This is a genomic window from Mycoplana sp. 10N416 (assembly GCF_056394765.1).
The window spans coordinates 131,207-152,004 of sequence record NZ_JBFTIM010000009.1 but is presented as its reverse complement, the minus strand read 5'-3'; the positions used below and the strand labels follow the sequence as shown (position 1 = coordinate 152,004).

21 protein-coding genes and 1 tRNA gene are annotated in these 20,798 nt (G+C 60.8%); 5 read left to right on the top strand and 17 right to left on the bottom strand.

Going from position 1 to position 20,798, the window contains the following annotated elements; translation table 11 throughout:
* Positions 1–96: 96 nt before the first annotated feature.
* On the bottom strand, positions 97–525 hold the full coding sequence (locus AC1DDS_RS18955) for an ArsR/SmtB family transcription factor (protein WP_477480291.1): 429 nt from the start codon (positions 523–525) through the stop codon (positions 97–99).
* Between the two features lie 223 nt (positions 526–748).
* Here AC1DDS_RS18955 and AC1DDS_RS18950 point away from each other — a divergent pair, with 223 nt between their 5' ends.
* Entirely contained in the window at positions 749–1,273 is a 525-nt protein-coding gene (locus AC1DDS_RS18950; protein WP_477480290.1) for an arsenate reductase (azurin) small subunit, read from the top strand.
* Between the two features lie 12 nt (positions 1,274–1,285).
* Positions 1,286–3,910, top strand: coding sequence for an arsenate reductase (azurin) large subunit (locus tag AC1DDS_RS18945; RefSeq protein ID WP_477480289.1), 2,625 nt, complete (start codon positions 1,286–1,288; stop codon positions 3,908–3,910).
* Positions 3,911–4,173: 263 nt separating this feature from the next.
* Here the strand turns inward: AC1DDS_RS18945 and arsH are convergent, their stop codons facing one another.
* From arsH to AC1DDS_RS18900, 9 genes are all read right to left on the bottom strand, one after another.
* On the bottom strand, positions 4,174–4,902 hold the full coding sequence (gene arsH, locus AC1DDS_RS18940) for an arsenical resistance protein ArsH (protein ID WP_477480406.1): 729 nt from the start codon (positions 4,900–4,902) through the stop codon (positions 4,174–4,176).
* Positions 4,877–5,299, bottom strand: a complete 423-nt coding sequence (arsC, locus tag AC1DDS_RS18935; RefSeq protein ID WP_477480288.1) for an arsenate reductase (glutaredoxin) — start codon at positions 5,297–5,299, stop codon at positions 4,877–4,879. The genes arsH and arsC overlap by 26 nt, the downstream gene beginning before the upstream one ends.
* Positions 5,300–5,301: 2 nt before the next feature.
* A complete protein-coding gene (gene arsB / locus AC1DDS_RS18930) occupies positions 5,302–6,360 on the bottom strand; it encodes an ACR3 family arsenite efflux transporter (protein WP_477480287.1) in 1,059 nt (352 codons plus the stop codon).
* Positions 6,360–6,887, bottom strand: a complete 528-nt coding sequence (locus AC1DDS_RS18925) for an arsenate reductase ArsC (RefSeq protein ID WP_477480286.1) — start codon at positions 6,885–6,887, stop codon at positions 6,360–6,362. The genes arsB and AC1DDS_RS18925 overlap by 1 nt, the downstream gene beginning before the upstream one ends.
* A gap of 15 nt (positions 6,888–6,902) precedes the next feature.
* Positions 6,903–7,343 (bottom strand): arsenic resistance N-acetyltransferase ArsN2, encoded by a 441-nt coding sequence (gene arsN2 / locus AC1DDS_RS18920; RefSeq protein ID WP_477480285.1) that lies wholly within the window; start codon positions 7,341–7,343, stop codon positions 6,903–6,905.
* On the bottom strand, positions 7,340–7,693 hold the full coding sequence (locus tag AC1DDS_RS18915) for an ArsR/SmtB family transcription factor (RefSeq protein WP_477480284.1): 354 nt from the start codon (positions 7,691–7,693) through the stop codon (positions 7,340–7,342). The genes arsN2 and AC1DDS_RS18915 overlap by 4 nt, the downstream gene beginning before the upstream one ends.
* Positions 7,694–8,192: 499 nt before the next feature.
* Entirely contained in the window at positions 8,193–9,128 is a 936-nt protein-coding gene (locus AC1DDS_RS18910; RefSeq protein ID WP_477480283.1) for a HEPN domain-containing protein, read from the bottom strand.
* A gap of 635 nt (positions 9,129–9,763) precedes the next feature.
* A complete protein-coding gene (locus AC1DDS_RS18905) occupies positions 9,764–11,341 on the bottom strand; it encodes a type IV secretory system conjugative DNA transfer family protein (RefSeq protein WP_477480282.1) in 1,578 nt (525 codons plus the stop codon).
* Positions 11,338–11,631 carry a mobilization protein gene (locus AC1DDS_RS18900; protein ID WP_477480281.1) on the bottom strand — a complete coding sequence of 98 codons (294 nt, stop codon included), beginning with the start codon at positions 11,629–11,631 and terminating at the stop codon, positions 11,338–11,340. The genes AC1DDS_RS18905 and AC1DDS_RS18900 overlap by 4 nt, the downstream gene beginning before the upstream one ends.
* Before the next feature lie 225 nt (positions 11,632–11,856).
* Between AC1DDS_RS18900 and traA the strand changes: the two genes are divergently transcribed.
* Positions 11,857–15,120, top strand: coding sequence for a Ti-type conjugative transfer relaxase TraA (gene traA, locus AC1DDS_RS18895; RefSeq protein ID WP_477480280.1), 3,264 nt, complete (start codon positions 11,857–11,859; stop codon positions 15,118–15,120).
* Between the two features lie 787 nt (positions 15,121–15,907).
* Here the strand turns inward: traA and AC1DDS_RS18890 are convergent.
* A complete protein-coding gene (locus AC1DDS_RS18890) occupies positions 15,908–16,336 on the bottom strand; it encodes a DUF2569 domain-containing protein (protein WP_477480279.1) in 429 nt (142 codons plus the stop codon).
* Between the two features lie 619 nt (positions 16,337–16,955).
* Between AC1DDS_RS18890 and AC1DDS_RS18885 the strand changes: the two genes are divergently transcribed.
* Positions 16,956–17,192, top strand: a complete 237-nt coding sequence (locus AC1DDS_RS18885; protein WP_477480278.1) for a hypothetical protein — start codon at positions 16,956–16,958, stop codon at positions 17,190–17,192.
* Positions 17,192–18,280: a tyrosine-type recombinase/integrase gene (locus AC1DDS_RS18880; RefSeq protein ID WP_477480277.1), complete on the top strand. Its 1,089-nt coding sequence runs from the start codon at positions 17,192–17,194 to the stop codon at positions 18,278–18,280. Before AC1DDS_RS18885 ends, AC1DDS_RS18880 begins: the two co-directional genes overlap by 1 nt.
* Positions 18,281–18,349: 69 nt before the next feature.
* Here the strand turns inward: AC1DDS_RS18880 and AC1DDS_RS18875 are convergent.
* The 6 genes from AC1DDS_RS18875 to AC1DDS_RS18850 form a co-directional block, all read right to left on the bottom strand.
* Positions 18,350–18,425, bottom strand: a tRNA-Phe gene (locus AC1DDS_RS18875).
* 173 nt (positions 18,426–18,598) lie between these two features.
* On the bottom strand, positions 18,599–18,799 hold the full coding sequence (gene yacG / locus AC1DDS_RS18870) for a DNA gyrase inhibitor YacG (RefSeq protein WP_477480276.1): 201 nt from the start codon (positions 18,797–18,799) through the stop codon (positions 18,599–18,601).
* A gap of 10 nt (positions 18,800–18,809) precedes the next feature.
* On the bottom strand, positions 18,810–19,430 hold the full coding sequence (locus AC1DDS_RS18865; protein ID WP_477480275.1) for a Maf-like protein: 621 nt from the start codon (positions 19,428–19,430) through the stop codon (positions 18,810–18,812).
* 52 nt (positions 19,431–19,482) lie between these two features.
* A complete protein-coding gene (gene infA, locus AC1DDS_RS18860; RefSeq protein WP_004435948.1) occupies positions 19,483–19,701 on the bottom strand; it encodes a translation initiation factor IF-1 in 219 nt (72 codons plus the stop codon).
* A 139-nt stretch (positions 19,702–19,840) separates the two neighbouring features.
* The gene (locus AC1DDS_RS18855; RefSeq protein ID WP_310411176.1) at positions 19,841–20,314 is read right to left on the bottom strand and encodes an arsenate-mycothiol transferase ArsC; all 474 of its coding nucleotides are present in this window, start codon (positions 20,312–20,314) and stop codon (positions 19,841–19,843) included.
* 5 nt (positions 20,315–20,319) lie between these two features.
* Complete coding sequence (locus AC1DDS_RS18850) at positions 20,320–20,787, bottom strand: UPF0262 family protein (RefSeq protein ID WP_310411173.1); 468 nt, start codon at positions 20,785–20,787, stop codon at positions 20,320–20,322.
* Between the last annotated feature and the right edge of the window lie 11 nt (positions 20,788–20,798).

The following is a 20,798-nucleotide window of genomic DNA, read 5'->3' as shown; positions in this document are numbered from 1 at the left end:
GATGCGCGGCGGGTGGGTCGAGAAAGGCGGCCGTAGCGTATCGATATCGGGCGGCGAGAACCCTCTGCCCGAGCTGCGGCGTCAGGAGTGAATGGACTAGCCGCAGCTGCCGGCCTTTTCGCCGGACGCACATCCGCATGAGGATCGCTGAATCACCGCCTGGAGATCGCACAGCTCGGGGTGGCCGTTGCAGCAGTCGTTGACCAGAAAACCGATGAGCAGGCGGACGCCATCGACGTTCGCGCGATAGATGATCGAACGGCCCGCCCGAGTTGCGGTGACGAGCCCCGCGCGAGCAAGGATGCCAAGATTCGTGGAGAGTGTGTTGTGCGGGCAGCCGATGGCTTCAGCGATAGCGCCGGCCGCAAGTCCCGTCGGCTCGGCCCTCAGCAGTGTTCGGAAAATCTCGATGCGCGTCGGCTGCCCAAGGGCGGAAAGCGCGACGAGGCCATGGGCGTTCGACATTGCGTCGCCGCTTCCTTCGGGTCCCGCGTGTCCGACAACAGCTAGCGTCGCGTTCTTCATGGAATCTCCTGCAAGCCCTCGACTCTTCAGTTGCCGCGCGGCGGTGACAAGTCAACATATTTCGATTATCTTTTATGTCGTCAATTCCAGACATAACGAATTATAGACAGAGTGTCTGATATCCGTGTGACACTTTGGTCAGCGACGGAAATTGGGATTGAGTCGCTGATTCACAAAGATGTCTCTCCGGCCCGTCAGACCAAGTCAGCGGGAGGAGAGATCGATGCACAGATGCAAAGCGATGGTCGATATCGGCCGCCGCCAATTCCTGCGCGGAAGCGCTCTGGTAGCCGCCAGCGCAACAGTTGCCGCTGCCGGAGCCGCGCCTCGGGCGCAGGCGGCGACGTCCCCTGCGAGGGTCGAGTATCCGTCGAACCGTCTTGCCAATGTCTCCGAGCTCAAGCTGAACGAGCCATTGGAGGTAACCTATCCGGACGCGGGCGCTCCGGGAGTCCTTCTCAAGTTCGGCACACGCGTTGAGGGCGGGGCCGGTCCCGACGGCGACATCGTCGGCTTTTCGACGATCTGTCCGCACAAGGGTTTCCCCCTTACCTATTCGGCCGACAGCAAGACCTTCAACTGTCCCGGACACTACTCCGTGTTCGATCCCGAGAAAGGAGGCCAGCAGGTCTGGGGCCAGGCCACGCAGAACCTGCCGCAGTACGCCCTCCGGATTGCCGACAATGGCGACATCTTCGCCGAGGGCGTGGACGAACTGATCTACGGCCGCCTGTCGAACGTGCTCTGAGGGAGGATGACGATGGCCTACAAACGCAACATCGACCGTCTGCCGATCATTCCCGCGGACGCAAAGCAACACAACGTCACCTGCCAGTTCTGCATCGTCGGTTGCGGCTATCACGCCTATACCTGGCCCGTGAACAAGCAGGGCGGCACGGAGCCGGACAGGAACATCTTCGGCGTCGACCTCTCGAAGCAGCAGCAGGCAGAAACCGTCGCCTGGTATGCGCCCGCGATGTACAACATCGTCAAGCAGAACGGCGAGGACGTCCACATCGTCATCAAGCCAGATCGCGAATGCAGCGTGAACTCCGGATTGGGCTCGGTCCGCGGCGCGCGCATGGCGGAGATGAGCTACTCGGAAGCCCGGAACACCCAGCAGCAGCGGCTCACCGATCCGCTCGTGTGGCGCTATGGCCAGATGCAGCCGACCAGCTGGGAGGATGCGCTCGATCTCGTCGCCCGCGTGACCGCAGCCGTCATCAAAGAAAAGGGCGAGGACGCGCTCTACGTCTCGGCCTACGACCACGGCGGCGCTGGCGGCGGCTACGAGAACACCTGGGGTACGGGCAAGCTCTATTTCGGGGCGATGAAGATCAAGAACATCCGCATCCACAATCGTCCAGCCTACAACTCCGAGGTCCACGCCACCCGAGACATGGGCGTCGGCGAACTCAACAACTGCTATGAGGATGCGGAGCTTGCCGACACGATCTTCTGCGTCGGTGCCAATCCGCTCGAAACCCAGACGAACTACTTCCTGAACCACTGGGTTCCGAACATGCGCGGCACCACGGCCGGCAAGAAGAGCGAGCAGTTGCCGGGCGAGGAACATCCTCCCGTGAGGATCGTCTTCGTCGATCCGCGGCGCACCGTCAGCATAAATGCATGCGAGGCGGAAGTCGGCCCGGACAACGTGCTGCACCTCGCGATCAACTCGGGCACGGACCTCGCGCTGTTCAACGCGATCTTCACGCACGTTGTCGAAAAGGGCTGGACCGACAAGGCCTTCATCGACGCCAGCACGACAGGATTCGAGGGCGCCGTCAAAGGCAACAGGATGACGCTTGAAGAGGCGTCGAACATCTGCGGGGTGCCCGCGGCTGACATCGAAAAGGCGGCTCAATGGATCGCCGAACCGAAGTCGGACGGGAAGCGCCGCCGGACGATGATGCCCTACGAGAAGGGTCTGATCTGGGGCAACGACAACTACCGCACCAACGCGGCGCTTGTGAACATAGCGTTGGCGACCGGAAACATCGGCCGTCCGGGCGGTGGCTGCGTGCGCCTCGGCGGCCATCAGGAAGGCTATGCGCGCCCGTCCGACGCGCATGTCGGCAAGCCTGCCGCCTATGTCGACCAGTTGCTGATCGGCGGACAGGGGGCTGTGCATCACATCTGGGGATGCGACCACTACAAGACGACCCTGAACGCCCTCGAGTTCAAGAAAGTCTACAAGAAGCGGACGGACATCGTGAAGGACGCGATGAGCGCCGCCCCCTACGGCGACCGGGACGCGATGGTCAACGCGATCGTCGATGGGATCAACCAAGGTGGTCTTTTCGCGGTCAATGTGGACATCATCCCAACCAAGATCGGCCAGGCCTGCCACGTCATCCTTCCCGCCGCGACGTCGGGCGAAATGAACCTGACGTCGATGAATGGCGAACGTCGGATGCGCCTCACCGAGCGCTACATGGACCCGCCCGGCCAAGCGATGCCGGACTGCCTGATCGCGGCGAGGCTCGCGAACCACATGGAGCGCGTGCTGCGCGACATGGGCGACGCGGACTACGCCGACAAGTTCAAGGGCTTCGACTGGAAGACCGAGGAAGACGCCTTCATGGACGGATACCACCAGCACGAGAAAGGCGGCGAGTATGTCACATACCCCCGGCTTCGCGCGATGGGCAACAACGGCTTTCAGGAGCCCGCCGTGGGCATCGAGGGCGGTCCGGTCGCCGAGGGCAGTTCGCGGGGTGAGACCACGACGGGCGCACAGCCGGGTATGATCGTGCAGGGCCAAGCCATAGAGGGCGCACGCGGGAAGGAACCCGTGCAGCAGGCTGCCCCGAATGCCGCGGCCGCTCCGGTGCCCGACGTGGGTGTCGAACGCATTCTGGGCACCAAGCGACTCTACGCCGACGGAAAGTTCAACACCCCTGACGGCAGAGCTCGTTTTATGCAGGCTGCCTGGCGCGGCCTGCAAGCTCCGGGAAAGCAGGAGCAGAAAGACAAGTACAAGTACCTGATCAACAATGGTCGCACGAACCACGTCTGGCAGTCGGCCTATCTCGACCAGGAGAACGACTTCGTCATGGACCGTTGGCCCTACCCGTTCATCCAGATGAACCCGCAGGACATGACCGATGCTGGTTTGAAGGAGGGCGACCTTGTCGAAATCTTCAATGATGCCGGCGCGACGCAGGCGATGGTCTATCCGACGCCGACGGCGCGCCCCGGCGAGACCTTCATGATGTTCGGCTATCCGACGGGCGTGCAGGGCAACGTCGTCAATGCAGGCACGAACGAGCTGATCTTGCCTAATTACAAGCAGACATGGGCCGACATCCGCAAGATCGCGGATGCCCCGCGAAGCGTCGCCCATCTCACCTTCAAGTCTCAGGAATACAAGTCAGCTTGACCTCGGGGGCGGCTCGGCCGCCCTCCTATCCTTCCACGCAACCCTGTTGCCTCTTCAGGCGCGCTCCAAACAAGCGTTTCCCGCGTTTTGAGAAGCGGGTTAAGTGGCTGTGGTTCCCGCGAACCTACCCGCTGCTGGCGCGTGGGCTTTGGCAGACCGGAGACATAATAGCGGCCATTGAATTCAAGAGGACCGCTACTGGAACATTGCGGACGGACCTGGTCGTTCAGCCAGCAGTTGGCGACCAGAAGCCCGAGGCGTGACTAAACCGACCTCAGGGACACCCGCTTTTCGAGTTCGGCCGCTTGTTCCTTCCGCTCGCTATAGCGGTCTGTTAGGTAGGCGGACGCATCACGTGTCAGCAGCGTGAACTTCACAAGCTCCTCGCAGACGTCCACGACACGGTCGTAGTAGGAAGACGGCTTCATCCTGCCGTCGGCGTCGAACTCCTGGTACGCCTTGGCGACGGACGACTGGTTGGGGATCGTAATCATCCGCATCCAGCGGCCGAGCACGCGCATCTGGTTCAGGGCGTTGAAGGATTGACTGCCACCGGAGACCTCCATGATCGCCAGCGTCTTGCCTTGCGTCGGCCGGATCGACCCGAGCGACAAGGGAATCCAGTCGATCTGGGCCTTCATGATGCCCGTCATCGCGCCGTGGCGCTCGGGGCTAACCCAGACCTGGCCCTCCGACCACTGCGACAAGTCGCGCAGTTCCCGCACTTTCGGATGGCTGGCAGGGGCCTCGTCGGGTAACGGCAATCCTTTCGGATCGAACATACGCACCTCGCATCCCAAACGTTCGAGAAGACGTCGGGCTTCGTGCGCGAGCAGCCGGCTATAAGACACCTCCCGGAGCGAGCCGTAGAGGATCAGGATGCGCGGCTTGTGCGTCGAAAATGCCGGGCGCAACGCGTCAAGGTCAGGCTGGCGAAGATGCCGTTCCTGCAAGGCGGGAAAGGTCTCAGACAATGCGCTTTCCCTCCTGATCGAGAACCTGCTCGCCGTCTTCCTTGAAGAAGGCTCCATTGAAGGTGGCTGACAGAATGTCGAGCACGGCCTCGGAGGGGCGCGCGAGCCTAGTACCGAGGGGGGTGACGACGAACGGACGGTTGATGAGGATCGGGTCCTTCAGCATCGCGTCGAGCAATTGGTCATCCGTCAGGTTCGGGTCGTCGAGACCCAGTTCCGCATAGGATGTGCCTTTCTCGCGGATCGCCTGCCTTACGGTCAGGCCTGCGTCAGAGATCATCCTTGCCAGCTCCTCGCGCGACGGCGGGGAATGGAGATACTCGATTACGGTCGGCTCGATCCCGGCGGCGCGGATCATCTCAAGCGTGTTGCGGGACGTGCCGCAGGCCGGGTTGTGATAGATGGTGACGTCCATGGTCATGTCCTTTCGGTAATCGTGTTCCGGGAAACCGCGGGTGCTGCCTCGTACCAGCCCTTGGTGCGGTTCACGGCCCAGACGACCGTGAGCATCACGGGAACCTCGATGAGGACACCGACGACGGTCGCCAGCGCCGCGCCGGACTGGAAGCCGAAGAGGCTGATGGCGGCTGCCACCGCGAGTTCGAAGAAGTTGCTGGCCCCAATAAGTGCCGAGGGCCCGGCGACGCAATGGCGCTCGCCCGACATCCGGTTCAGGAGATAGGCCAGCCCCGAGTTGAGGTAGACCTGGATCAGGATCGGAACGGCCAGCAGCGCGATGATCGTCGGCTGCGCGATGATCTGCTCGCCCTGGAAGCCGAAGAGGAGGACGAGCGTCGCCAGCAGCGCGACGAGCGAAAGCGGCTGCAGTTTCGCCAGCATGGCGTCCAGCGCCCTTGTTGTGCCGTCGGCGGTCAGCCGCCCTCTCAAAACCTGCGCGATGACGACGGGAACCACGATGTAGAGGACGACCGACAGAACGAGTGTGTTCCAGGGTACGATGATGGCCGACAGCCCGAGCAGCAGCCCGACGATCGGCGCGAAGGCAACGACCATGATCGCATCGTTGAGGGCGACCTGGGAGAGCGTGAACAGTGGCTCGCCGCGCGTGAGATTGCTCCAGACGAACACCATCGCGGTACAGGGCGCTGCCGCAAGGATGATCAGGCCTGCGATGTAGGAATCGATCTGGTCGGCCGGAAGATACGGACGGAACAGCCACCCGATGAACAGCCACCCGAGCAGAGCCATGGAGAAGGGTTTGATCGCCCAGTTGATGAACAGGGTGACGCCGATTCCGCGCCAATAGGTGCTCACCTGCGCCAGCGAGCGGAAGTCGATCTTGATGAGCATCGGAATGATCATCAGCCAGATCAAGATGGCGACGGGCAGGTTCACCTTCGCTACCTCTGCCGCGCCAATGACCTGAAAGACGCCGGGCATAAGGTGGCCAAGGGCGACGCCTACGACGATGCAGAGGAAGACCCAGATGGTGAGATAACGCTCAAAGGTAGACATCAGGCGGACTTTCCCTGGATTGCCGTCGAACCTTCCATCGCGCCGATTTGGCGGAGCTTCGTTTCGAGCGCCAGACGGTCGATCGAAGCCAGGGGAAGACTGACGAAAGCCATGATGCGGTTCTTGAGGAAACGGGCGGCCGCCGCGAAGGCGCGCTGAATTTCGACCTCGGAGCCGACGACGGTAGCCGGGTCCTCGACACCCCAGTGAGCGGTCATCGGATGCCCGATCCATACGGGACAGGCTTCGCCGTGCGCGCTGTCGCAAACGGTGAAAATGAAATCCATTTCAGGCGCGCCCGGTTCGGCAAAGACGTCCCAGCTCTTGGAGGAGAAGCCGGTCGTGGGATAGCCGAGGGCGTCCAGCTCCTTCAGCGCATGCGGGTTGACTTCGCCCTTCGGTTGGCTGCCCGCCGAGTACGCCTTGAACCGCCCGCCGCCTTCCTTGTTGAGGATGGATTCGGCGAGAATGGAACGTGCGGAGTTGCCCGTGCACAAGAAAAGCACGTTGTAGGTCTTGTCGGTCATGGTCGTTGTCCGTGGTTAGATCGGAGGTCTGTTGAGTTTCATGATCGTGGCCGATGCCGGGCAGATGCCCGAAAGCTGACGGGTTGCCAGAACGGCAGACGGCACATTGCCTCGCTCGACTACGACGAAGCCGAGCTTCTCGAAAAACGGAGCGGCGGTTGTCGTCGCCAGAAAGACCTCCAAGCTTCCGTCGATGGTTTTCAGCGTTTCGTTGGCCAGCGATCTTCCAAGTGCCTTGCCGCGATGTTCGGGCAAGATGACCATCGACCTGAGCAGGGCCGCGTCGCCGCACGCCTCGATGCCAGCATAGCCAACCGTGCCGCCATCGGAGGAAACCGCCCTGAAGAACGAGCGCCCAGGGTCTTCGAGGTCCTCGGTCGGCATACCGCAACTTGACAGCGCCAGCTTCAGTCCGCCATCGCTTCCCGGGACTGGCTCCAATCGGATGCGACTCATGACGGCTTCACCTCGGGTGCACAACAAGGCGTGAGTTCGGCGATCAGCGGCGAACAGAGTTCGGTCGACCCACCGCAGCAGTCCTTCAACAGGAAGAGCGTCAGGTCGCGCAGTCCCTGCAGGTCTGCCCGGTAGATAATCGAGCGGCTCTGCCGTTCGCTTGTCACGAGGCCCGCGCGCGACAGTGTCGCCAAGTGCGCCGACATGGTGTTCTGCGGGACATCGAGAAGGCGGGCGAGTTCACCAGCGGGCACGCCACCGGGCTCGTGGCGGACGAGAAGCCGATACGTCTCGAGCCTGGTGGTCTGAGCGAGCGCGGCAAGCGCGGCGATTGCTGCATTATTATCCATAGATCCAGACTAATGGATATAAATAGGCAACGCAAGACACTACTGAACCGACAGTCAACTTCAGATGCAGTCTTCCCGATTTTGGATCGGATCAGACACAGCATGTCCTCTTTTGCCGCGTTCCGGATGTGGCTACGTCAGCGAAGCGGACGGGCGGCTTTCGCAGCGTGAGAAATCTCGTGGTGAGAAACCCAACCCGAGATCGCCTTCGCCCGTGCACGCAACGACGCTTCTGGATGCAGACACTCCCAAGCAGACGGTCGGCTCTCAAGAGTTCAACAGAGTGCTCTGCACGACCGAAATGGGGCGCAATACTGCCGTTCACAGACGTCGCCTTAGAGGCGGACAGAAACGCGCTCCCACGAGCCTTGCACGGCTTGCTGCTGTGATGTTCACTTTTTGGGCCACGAAGATCGCATAATGGATCGACGGGTACTGCCGGTGCCGGTGAGCAACGAAGAATAAGAATTGGTAGGCGACGCGACTATTCCCGCAACAATTACAAGGAAAGCCGTTCCCGGCAGATCGTCTCCACTAGGCTCTGCAAAATTTTCACCCTTCCAACGAGCCAGATGAGCTCTTCGTCGCTGATCGCATACTTCGACGAGTAACGCGCTTCCACATAGGCTCGTGACAGCAGCTCAAAACAGCGACGTGAAAACCGGCTGTCGCGTGGCCAGGCGGCAATGAGCCGATTGTCGATCCCTTCGGCCTGGGAGCGAAGAACCTTGATCCTGTGAGACTTGGGACTGTGGAGCGTCAATGTCAGCAGCGCACAATGATAGAACCGTTCGGTCGCCTGGTGGAGATCAAACGCGGCTTCCAGTCCCAAACCTCGTTCGAATGCAGTAGCCGCAATCTCAAGCCTGTGACTTGCGGGCAAAAACCAGCGATCGAAATGCTTCCGTGCCTCCCGCAGTTCGTCCTCTGCTGTCAGCGGCTTTGGCTGGGCGAGGGGGTGTCCGGGCTCCTCGTAGAGACAGATGCCATCCCTGGCGATGTCGGCAAAGAAGGGACGGCCACGCGAAAGCTGGTCGTTGACGTCCTGTAAGGTGTGCACGATCGGGACCACCGGTGTCTCGATGCGGTGGGCGATCTGCTCCTTCAGCAGTCGTTCCTCGATGCCTTCCCAGAGATCGCTCTCGTCGGCAAAGGACTTGGTGTTGACCACGATCAGAAGGTCATAGTCCGAACGATAGCCGCTCAAGCGGTCCTCAACCCAATCGCCACGGGCGTAGGAGCCGTAGAGGATCACCTTCAGGATCTTGCCGCCGCTTCTCTTGCCGGACAGCTTGGTGGCCTGGAACTGCTCAACCTCGGCAAACAGGATTTCGACAATGCGGGCGAGTTCGCGGCGCTTCCTGTCCGGTAGATGCTCAATATGATCGGTCAGGGTCAAAGCAACGTCGAAGCCTTCGGTGTGAATCGCATCCATCGTAGCGTTTCCGGCGTGATTGCGCACCTGAAGCTTTTACGCGAGAAGAGTGATGTCCACAATTGTAGGGTTATGCAGTCCAACTTGGTCTGCTAGAGAGATTCCGCTTAGTACCTATCCGTTGGCGCCGTGCTTCATGTGCCCAATGGAGCGGATGGCGATGGGTTTTCTCGTTTTCATTATGCGTCCAGCCCCGTGGAAGGGGCGGTGGGAATTCGAGAAGCCGTCTAATCCCCGAACCCATCCGTTATATCGCTAACAGAGACGTAGAACCGCACATTGCCGAACACCGGCGAGGTCTTCAATGGCACCTTGGTCGAGCGGATGATCAGGGAAGGCACACATCCTTAAGCACGGTCGACCAATACACTGGGAATTCTGGGGGTATGTGGAACGTCCCATGCGGGGCCAGTCGGATCCGCCTCCCCTGCGGGCGCTATGCTGAGGCTCCAGCGGCTGGCCTTTTAACCGCCCGTGACGTGTCGAGAACGCCCGAAATCCCGCCTTTGCGGCGCTATGCTGATTTCTCCGGTGCTCTTCATTTTGAGCGTTGGTCGCGCTTTCCCGAGACGCGATGGCTTGTGGATAACCGAGCTATGTCGCCCCGTGTGACAGCAAGCGACATTCGAAGCAGGTCAGGACGATCGCGAGAACAAGCCGACGAACTCCTTGTCTTCGAAGTACCGGATCTTGGAGACGACGGCCGGCGCTTGTCCGTGTCGCAGCAGGATCATTTGGGAGCTCGACAGACGCAGGATCTCATCGGCATTGATGAGGTCGCGCGCCGAGATGTGCTCGGCCCTTGACGTATCGCCCTTGCTCCAGGAGCGGGTGGTATAACTGACATCCGTCTTGCCGATCGTGCGGGCGATGAGCTCCGCCGTCTCGATGTCATTGATGCCGAAGACCTGAAGCACAGCCGCGTTCGACAGGAAGGTGCCGGCACGCCGGCCATAGGTGGCACGCAGCTGATGGATGTCCTGCAGGATTGGCCAGAGCTGCACGCCATAGCCAGCCATCAAACCCATAGCGCGTTCGACCGGAGCCAGATGCCCGAGGGATGCGAACTCGTCGAGGAGATAGAGCACAGGACTGGCTGGCTTTGCGGCCTCTCGCGCCATCTCGGTGAGGCTCTGGGTGATCAAAAGTCGCAGCCATCGCGAATAGGCCGACAGCCGGTCGGGCGGCAGGACAAGGAACACCGTGGCGTTGTGCTGCTTCAGATCACCGAAGCGAAACTCCGAGCGGCCGAGCACCGCGGTCATGCGTGGGCTATCGAGGAAATGGGTATGGCGTTGCGCGGCCGAAAGCACACCGGCGGCTTCGCGGTCCGATTTGCCGAGGTGGCGATTGGCGGCGCGGGCAATCAGACCATTCGCCGCGTCCATCACCTGCATGCGCGCCATCAGGGCGAGGAAGCGCTCCGGCGCCAAGGTGAGATATTCGCGCAGTGTTGTAAGGTTCCGGCGTCCTGGGGATTCCGCGGCAATGATTTTGAGGATGAGGCCGGCAATAAGTGCTTTCGCCTCTTCGTTCCAATGCGCCTCGCCGGACATGCCCGGTTCGTCGACGACGAGCGCGTCAGCCAGCACTCCAGAGTCCTCCGCGGCATCGAGACCATCCGCATCGAGCAAATCGAGAGGATTGAATGCGGAGGATCGTCTGCCGGTGACGCCGAAGGGATCGAGGATGTGAACCGGTCCGATCTGCTCGCGGGCAGGGCCTGCGATGATGGCGTTTTCACCCTTCGGATCGACGCAGATCACCGAGCGATCAACGGTGAGCAGGTTGGGTATGATCGTGCCGACACCCTTGCCGGTTCTGGTCGGTGCCATGGTCAGCAGATGGGCTGGTCCGTCATAGCGCAGCAGTTGGCTGGTTGCCGGATCGCGACCGATCATCAGACCGGCATCTGTGGCGGAGAGCTTCTGCAGTTCTTTGTTGTCTGCCCAGCGGGCGGTGCCAAACACGGGGGAGAGGGGAGCATCCGTCATGAACGCCGAGAGGAAGCCTCCGACACCGAACACGAGCGGCAGATACTTGGCGAGCGCCTGGACGAGCTGACTGATCTGCCCGTGCTCAAGACCGCCGATCAGATGGATGAGAAAATTGGCCAGGAGCACCAACGCGGAAACCAGGAAACCGAATACGACACAGACAATCGCGAAGAAGGGTGCCTTGACCACCGACTTGAGGATTGCTGTGAGGCTCATTTTGCTGGTTCGCCGTTCACTGCGGTATCGACCGGGTTGAGCACGTCGTCGAGCAGGGCTTTGTCGCCGTCGCGCACGAGGGAGCCTGGTAGTTCCCTGCGCAGCCACTCCCGCAGGCGATAAGGGAAGTCCGGATCGTCAGACTGTTCCAGCCGGTGCAGCACCAGCGCGCCGAGCAGGATCTTGCGACGGGTGTCTTGAGCACGTTCCTGTTTTCCAAGCCGAGCCTTCAGCGCTTTCTTGCGCTCCTCCAGTTCGGCGAGGCGCTGTGTGATGGATTTGCGTGCCACGAGACCCTCCTCATGCGTGCGGCGGTAGAGAGATTCTGCAATTCGCGTTATCGCTGAAAGGTAGTTCGGCGCGTGAGTTTACACAACTCTGAATTGATATTGGTGCGGTGCTTCTTGCCTGATCCCGAACGGAGGGAGCGAAGCGAGTAAAGTTATAAGGGCGCACTTACGAGTTGCAACGCAACTCAGTGCCTGATATGGTTGTACGGCTCGGGAGAGTGTCGCTTGGCCATCTACCATTGCAGCTTGAAGCCGATCGCTCGAAGTGGTGGCCGAAGCGCCGTCGCGGCGATTGCCTATCGAACGGCGACCAAGCTCCTCAACGAGCGCGATGGCATCGTGCACGACTTCACAAAGAAACAAGGCGTTGAGCATTCGGAGATCGTTCTCCCCGATGGGGTGAATGCGGCGTGGGCGCTCGATCGTTCGACGCTCTGGAACGCAGTTGAGCGGGCGGAGACACGCAAGGATGCCCGCGTGGCGCGCGAGTTCGAGATCGCCCTTCCGCATGAGATCAGTGCAAGCGATCGCCTGGCGCTGACACGTGACTTTGCGCGAGAGCTTGCGAACCGTTATGGCGCGGCCGTCGACTTCTCCATCCACCAGCCACAGGTCGAAAGCGACATCCGTAACGTCCACGCGCATGTGGTGATGACGACGCGGGTGCTGACGGAACAGGGGCTTGGCGCGAAGACGCTGATCGAGCGCGAGAACAAATGGCTGCTGAACCACGACCAGCCAACCTCGCACATGCAGCTTCGCGATATCCGCCAACTCTGGGAGCATCAAGCCAACCGTCATCTGGCAAGGCTCGGACTGGACGTCCGCATTGATCATCGCTCGCATCAGGAGCGCGGCCTTGAGATCGAGCCGACGGAGCATATGGGTGTGCACGCCTCGCAGATGCACCGGCGGGGCTTTAGCGTGTCGCGCGGGCGGATTGACGAACAGGCGGCGCGGTACAACGCCGAACTGATCCGCAGAAAACCCGAGCAGGTGCTCTCGATCATTACCGGTGAAAAGAGCGTGTTTGATCGCCATGACGTGGCACGCGCTCTGCATCGCTACATCGATGATCCAGACCGCTTCCAAAACGCCTTTGCCGCGGTCATGACGTCGCCGGCGCTCGTCGAATTGAAGCCTGAAACCGCAACGGAGTTGGCGCGCTACTCGACGCGCGAGATGGTCGAACTCGAACACGCGATGGCCTCATGTGCAGACCGGATGAGCCGATCCCCAAGCCACGCTGTCCATCGTTCACACGTCGACCGGGCGCTGGACATCAAGGACCAGGCCCTTCGCGCAAGCGCTTTCTCTTCGCGTCCTGGGAGATTCAATCGCGCTGGGCAGTCACCGGTCGATCGCGAGGATAAATCTGTGGTCCCAGGCCTGAGCGACGAGCAGCGCGCGGCCGTACGCCACATCACCGGACCTGAGCAGATCGCGGCCGTCATTGGCTTTGCCGGCGCCGGCAAGTCCACCATGCTGGCGGCGGCGCGCGCGGCCTGGGTTGCTGCAGGATATCGCGTGCAAGGTGCGGCTCTTGCCGGCAAGGCGGCCGAAGGATTGGAGGAATCGTCCGGGATTGCGGCGCGCACTTTGGCCTCCTGGGAATATGGCTGGCAGAACGAGAAGGGGCTGCTCGGAAAGGGCGATATCCTCGTCATCGATGAGGCTGGCATGATCGGAAGCCGCCAGCTTGCGCGCTTTGTCAAAGAGGTCGAAGCAAGGGGTGCCAAACTCGTTCTCGTCGGTGATCACGAGCAGCTGCAGGCGATCGGCGCCGGGTCGCCGTTCCGTGCGATTGCGGAACGGGTCGGTGCCGTCGAACTCTCCGAAATTCGCCGTCAGAAGGAAGCCTGGCAGAGGGAGGCATCGATCGCCTTTGCGACCCATCGCACGGGGGAGGGGCTGGCGATTTATGCCGAGCGTGGCGCGGTGCAGTTCCTGGACAATCGCGACGACGCCCGCGCGTCTTTGGTGCGCGACTATCTCTCGGACAGCGACGGTCGCCCTTCCGGCTCACGCATCGCGTTTGCCCATCGCCGCGCAGATGTCCGTGCGATCAACGCCGATATCCGGTTGGGTCTTCAGGAGCGTCGCCGATTGGCGCGCGGAGACGAGGAGGATGCGGCACTTGGGCGTGAACGCATTTACCGCACCAACGATGGCGAGCGGTCCTTTGCCCGCGGTGACCGCATCGTGCTTCTCCAAAACAACCGGGATTTCGGCGTGAAGAACGGCATGCTTGGCACCGTTGAGGCCGTCGAGCCGGACGCACTACAGATACGCCTTGACGGCGGTGCGGGCGCAGGCAAGCGCACCCGCTCGATCTCCATACCGGTCAACAGTTACCAATCCTTTGACCATGGCTACGCGACGACCATCCATAAGTCTCAAGGGGCGACCGTTGATCGCGCCTTTGTCATGGCATCCACCACCATGGACCGGCATCTTGCCTATGTCGCCATGACTCGCCACCGCGAGGATGTGCATCTTTATACTGGCCGGAACGAGCTGAAAGACATCACGGCGCTGAGCGCCAGCATGGGGCGATCGGGAGCAAAGGAAACGACGCTCGACTACACCAGCACCTTTGCCGCGCGCCGGGGACTTGCTGAAGAGTTCGGCATCCGAAGTGAGATTGCCATCGCTGCCTCGCCCGACGCGGCCAGGTCGAGTGCTGTCCTCGAAACGCGCGCCGGACCTGAGGCGGGTGAGGGAGAGCGGGAAAAAATCGAACCGCTCATCCCGGCGATCACGACATATGCACGCAGCATCGAGGACGTTGCTCGCGAAAAGGCAAGGCCGGACTTCGATCATGCGATGGAAGCGGTGCGGTCGGTGGGCCGGCATGTCTATGTCGACCCGGAACGTGCTGCGACCGAGATTGGATCGGCGATCGTTGAGACGGGAGCAGATGGGCAGACGCTGGCGAGCTCAGTTGCCGAACATCCGGAACGGTTTGGGGAGTTGCGCGGCAAGGCAGGGCTGTTCGGCGACAGCAAGGACCGCAAAGCGGCGCGTCACTTCGCCAAAGCACTCGGTCATCACGTGGGATCGGCGGCCAAAACCTGGGCGCGCCGGCTTGAAGCGGAACGCCAATCTGAAACCTGGCAGCGCGACAACAGAGACGTGGTCGAAGTTTCCGATCTCACAAAGCGCAGCGAAGATATCCTCAAGCAGTTCGACGTACTGCCGCAGGCCGAGAAGCCAAAGTTCCTCGCGGCGCTCTCCGGCACACCAGAAGGGCAGCAGGTGCTTCAGGAGACCAAGGCCATCGCCCATGCCCTTGAGCAGCGCTTCGGCAGTTCTGATCCGCGTGACTTCAGCAAGGAACTGCTCGATCGGCTGGGCTTGATGGACGGGGCAATGATCGAGCGGGTCAAAGACGTCGCTCGTCTTGTCGATCGAGCCCAGGGAGCGGAGCTTAGCCTAAAGTACGAGCTGACACGAGGATTGAAGAAGGGGCTCGGGCTCGGCATTTGAGTGAACTGGGCTGCGGCCTCGGCCTCCAAAGCGGGCACGGGCGCGATTCGCGCCAGACCTCAGCCAAGCAAGGCACGCTAGAGATCGAGGTGGCAATGGAAGTCTACGCCACAAATTGACGACGTCCCACTCATCCGGGCCGCGTCCTGACGCCTCTCAGGAGCACGCCGACCTCCTCAAGTCCGCGGCGGTAGACTTCCGCGAGCGCGGCTTGGCGCTGGGGAGATTCGTCGAAGAGCGGCCCAGGCTTATGGATCAAGATCGGCGCCAACCCCGGCCGCACGCGAAGGCGCTCAATGGCGAGCTGGAAGGAACGAACCTGTACACCTTTCGACTGGCGGGTGTCGAGCGCGAGCGGTGAGATCGGGCACGGTGTAAACGGTCGCGTCCGTATCTGGGCAGAGACCTTTGAGCAGTGCGTGCTGCTGTCCAGTTTGGACGGGTAATTGATCGGCAGCGCTCTGAACTCTGCTCCAGCGGTATGCATCAACTGCGTCAATGACTGTTATACCTTCTGGCAGCACGGAGTGAAGATCCGCAATAGCCGATATCGCCACGCCAGAGAGCCGCAATGTGCATGTGAGGCGGAACTGGGCGCCCGCGCTGCCTGCTGGAGCTTCTGAATGTCGGCCCCTACCAACTCGCCGCCTGGGAGGACCGTGACGAAGGCAAATATGGGCGAAAGCTCCGCGTTGTCATCCGTGGCCGCCGATCGATCGGAGACCAGCTGGTTTCAGAGGTCTGGCGCAAACGTAGGCCGGCCGGCGCGAGCCGGTAGCCGACCCCCTCAATGGACAAATGTGTTGCGAACGCGCTTTGACACCAACATGTAGGGTATCCAAATAGCCGCACTCGTCACGCGCGAAACAATGCCTTTCATCGCGCCCAGGTCGGCGGACACACCCAGACCTGAAAGCCACACCGTGAATAGCACCGTTTGAACGGCCGCCAAAAAGGTCAGCATGTTGAACCATGCCGGGTATTCCTTCTTTTTTTGCCAAAGAAGGTACAGCGCCCAGGCCCAGCCAACCGTCATCGTTGCCGATGATACTGTATCGACCATCAATATTGGGTTGAAGCGGGCAGGGAGGTCGGACTGCAAATTCTTTACAACAGCCGATGCCAACATGACGGGGGCCACGGCCGTTTGCAGAGTGGGTAAGAACAGCCAACCGCCGATGCCCTCAACCTGGTCAATCGCTGTGTTGTCCGCCACGGGGGAAGGCTTTCATCTGAAAAGTTAAAATGCGAGTACATCAGTGCTGATTCTCTCATTCCTTGCAACGATGGCGTGGCAGCGAGATGGGGCGAATTTAGGGGGTGGGAGACGCGGAATTCGCGAAGCCTTCAAGGCGTCTAGCGAGCCCCCGAAGGTGGACAAATAGGTGGATTGGAATATCGCAATCCAGCGTCAACGCGCTGGTTTACGGGAAAATTCTAGAAACTATGGTGCCGCAGGTGGGCCTACTTCTGAGCGCTCACCGATTTCGCTCAGGACCCCTTAATCCCCGATGGCGCCGTGTACTTTTCAGCTATGACAATGGTGTGAAGCGCTGCGTTCTCAACCTTTCTCAGCTTCGCACGCCGTGCCTAGGCGAGCCGTTCACACTTCGTTCGCTGTTGGATTCAACACTGTGCGAACGCAAGGAATCGCACTTCAATGAACCACATGAGAACCTTCGGAGAATTGCGGCCAATAGTCGTTTGTCGTTAGCAGCGTCAAATTTAGAGAGAGCCGCCGTCGTGGCGGCTACTTTCAGCCTATGAACAGCAAGAATTGAGCTGCGATTTGCGCCTACGAAACGAAATTTTGCGTTCAGCAGCGGGAGCAGAAAATGGCGAATGCAATGTTGAATATTCGCATCGTTCAGCCGCGGATGATGTCGATGAAGCAGGCAGCGGACTATGTCGGCCTGCCACTGAGGCGATTTCCACGTATCTGCTCCGTCAGACCCATCGCTCTGCCCGAAAGCGAGGAGCGCTATGACATCCGCGACCTCGACCGGTGGGTTGATCAGATCAAGGCCGGCAATGCAGACACGGACACGGATATCCTGGAGCGGCTAGGTTGATGACGCAGAGAATCAGACGCCAGAACAAGTACAAGGGCTGGCAGATTTTCAGGGACCATGACGGAGATTGGCGCTGCTATCACCGCAAGACTCGTGAGAAAATCGATTGCCGGAAGTTTGAGCCGTTCACGATCGCTTTCGACTTGGAGATCCACCGTATCAACGGACTTGTGAACGAAAAGGAAATGAAGCCCGGTACGCTAGGAATGCTGATCACGAAGTACCGTGGAAGTGCTAGGTTCCGCAGCGAGCTCGCGCCGCGTACGCGTTCCGACTACCAGAAATGCTTCGACTACCTGCAGGCGATCGAAGACACGCCCCTGGACCGCTTCACGCCCCCGCTAATCGCAAAGATCCGGGACAAGGCTCTGGAGAAGAGAAAATTCCGCTTTGCCAACTATGTGCGCTCCGTGCTCTCGGTCATTCTCGATTGGGGCATAGAGTACGGGTATACGCGAGACAATCCCGCCGCGAAGGTGAAACCCGCTCGGCGGCCCAAAGCCTTACCCGATGCCAACCGGCCATGGACGGACGCCGAGCGCGATACCGTGCTGGCAGCGCTGCCGGCGCATATGGAGCTGCCGATAGCACTCATGATGTTCTATGCGCTGGATCCGCAGGACGCGCTGGCACTGCCCCGGTCGGCCATTACACAGGCCGGACTGGACACCCGACGCAACAAGACCGGCCGTCCTATCTATCTGCCGCTGTTCGAACCTGTCGCTGCGGCCGTGTCGCGGGCACCAAAACATGACGCCCTTACCCTCTGCGCCAACAGTAGGGGTCGTCCCTGGACCTACAACGGATTCAGCACGAACTGGAGCAAGCTGAAAAGCAAGCTTGAAACTGAAGGTGTAATCCAGCCCGGCCTCACGTTGAAGGGTCTCCGGCACACCGTCGCGACCATTCTGGCGGAGATGGGCAAGGATAACGGAACGATCGCGCTAGTGCTCGGTCATGCCACCGAAGCGATGGCGAAACACTATTCGAGACGAGCCAACATGACGGCACGAGCGACTTCGGCTGTCACCGATTTTGAGGCCGAACTGAACAAACGGAAAACGAAAGATGTCAAACCCGCAGTTTGAAAGTGTCAAACTCGGAGAAGCAGGGATTTACAATAGTATTGAAAACGCTAGGCGCAATAAGGCTTAGAGTGGTGCCCGGAGGCGGATTTGAACCACCGACACGCGGATTTTCAATCCGCTGCTCTACCAACTGAGCTATCCGGGCATCCTTGCTGACTTCCTTCGGAAGCCGTGGGGCGGTTGGTTTCGCCCCGGAAGCGAGCGGGGTTATAGCATCTTGCTCGACGGTGTCCAGCCCCCCTGGCTGATTTTCATTGGAAAAAACGGGCGAAAGCAAGCTGTGGAAATAATTGAGTTTTCCGCCCGGTTATCCAGCGCTTACGCGTCCTCGTCAGGCTTTCTCTCGTCTTCGCTGGCGGGAATGGCATAGGAGCCCGACAGCCAGCGGTTCAGGTCGATGCTGCGGCACCGGTCCGAGCAGAACGGATAGTGTTCCCGCGTCGACGCCCGGCCGCATTCGGGGCAGGGGCGGCTCTTGCGCAATGGCGCGACCTTGGTGGTCGGCTTTTCCTTGTTCACCGGCATTCTCTCAGGCCTCGAACCAGCGCCTGTGGATGTCGTAGCCCTCGCCCGAAAGAAGCGACAGCGTCTCCTGCAGCGGCAAGCCGACAACGTTGGTATAGGAGCCGACCAGCTTGACGACGAAGCTGCCGGCGATCCCCTGGATGGCGTACCCGCCCGCCTTGCCACGCCACTGGCCGGAGGCGAGATAGTTCTCGATATCGAGCCCCGAGAGGCGCTTGAAGCGAACCTTCGTATCGACGATGCGCTGGCGGACTTTCCTGTCCGGCGTGACCAGGCAGATGCCGGTGAAGACGCGGTGGCTGCGGCCGGAAAGCAGATGCAGCGCGCTCGACGCCTCGTCGACCATCTCGGTCTTGGGCAGGATGCGCCGCCCGACCGCCACGACCGTATCGGCTGCCAGGATATAGCTGCCCTCCGCACCCGGATCGCCCTTGATGGCGGCCAGTGCCGCTTCGGCCTTGCCGGTGCTCAGGCGCCGTGCCAGGGAACGCGGATGCTCGGATTTCTTCGGCGTCTCGTCGAGGTCCATCGGCATCAGACGCGCAGGTTCGATGCCGACCTGCGCCAGAAGCTCGACGCGGCGCGGCGAACCGGATGCCAGGATGAGCTTTTCGTCCAATGCCATGAAACCTCGAAGGAGCCTGACCCCCACGCCGGTGGCGCCGGGAGCGATGTGCTTATTTGAAACGGTAGGTGATGCGGCCCTTGGTGAGGTCGTAGGGGGTCATTTCGACAAGGACCTTGTCGCCGGCAAGCACGCGGATGCGGTTCTTGCGCATGCGGCCGGCCGTGTGCGCGATGATCTCGTGCTCGTTCTCGAGCTTGACGCGGAAAGTGGCGTTCGGCAGCAGTTCCGTCACGACGCCGGGAAATTCTAGGACTTCTTCTTTGGCCATACTGTGGTGATGATCCTTCGTTGATGGGCCGCACGATGCAGCCCCTCGGAATTTTGCCGGAAACTACACAATCGGTGGTCCTTTGTGAACACCAATGATTCGGCTTTCTGCAATTGCGGGCGCAACAGGCCATCTTTGCCTATGAAGGTGTGGCCATGCCGTTGCCCAGATGACGTCCAATCAATGATGCCAGGTGATTCCGAACGTCCCGATAGGCCGTCAGGATCTGGTCGCGCGTACCCGTCACCACGGTGGGATCGGGGGTCGGCCAGTAAACCACCTCTACCGCATTGGACCGGGTCAGTTCCAGCGCGGCGTGATGGGCTTCCGGTGCCAGTGTGACGATCAGATCGAAATAGTCGTCCTCAAGTTCTTCGAGCGCGCGGGGCGCGTGGCGCTCGATCGAAAGCCCGATCTCGTCGAGGACGGCATCGACGAACGGATCGCGCTCGCCCGGCCGGATGCCGGCCGATGCCACGTAGGTGCCCAACGGCAGGACGCTGCGGGCAATCGCCTCGGCCATTGGCGAGCGCACGGCGTTCATGCGGCACATGAAAAGGAGCGACCTGGGGCTGCGCGTCACGTCCTGTCCCTGCGCGGTGCCGCCGATCATCTTGCCTACCCGCGCCAATAGAGCACGCAGACGAGCGTAAACAGCCGCCGCGCCGTGTCGAAATCCAGTTTTATCTTGCCGGAAAGGCGATCCATCAGCGTCTGCGATCCGTCGTTGTGGATGCCGCGACGGCCCATGTCGATCGCCTCGATCTGGCTCGGGGTGGCTGAACGGATCGCCTGATAGTAACTCTCGCAGATCAGGAAGTAGTCCTTGACGATCCGCCGGAAGGGGGTGAGGGAGAGGATGTGCGTCGCGACCCTCCCGCCGTCCTCGGTGGTGATGGCAAAGATAAGCTTCGAATCCATCAGCGACAATTGCAGCCGGTACGGCCCGCCCGAATGGCCGACGGGCTCGAAAGCATTCTCCTCGATCAGATCGAAGATCGCCACCGCCCGTTCATGCTCGACGTCCGGTGTGGCACGGCCGATCGTCTCGTCCAGCACCACATCGCACAGGCGGAATACGGGCATTTTCGTCATCC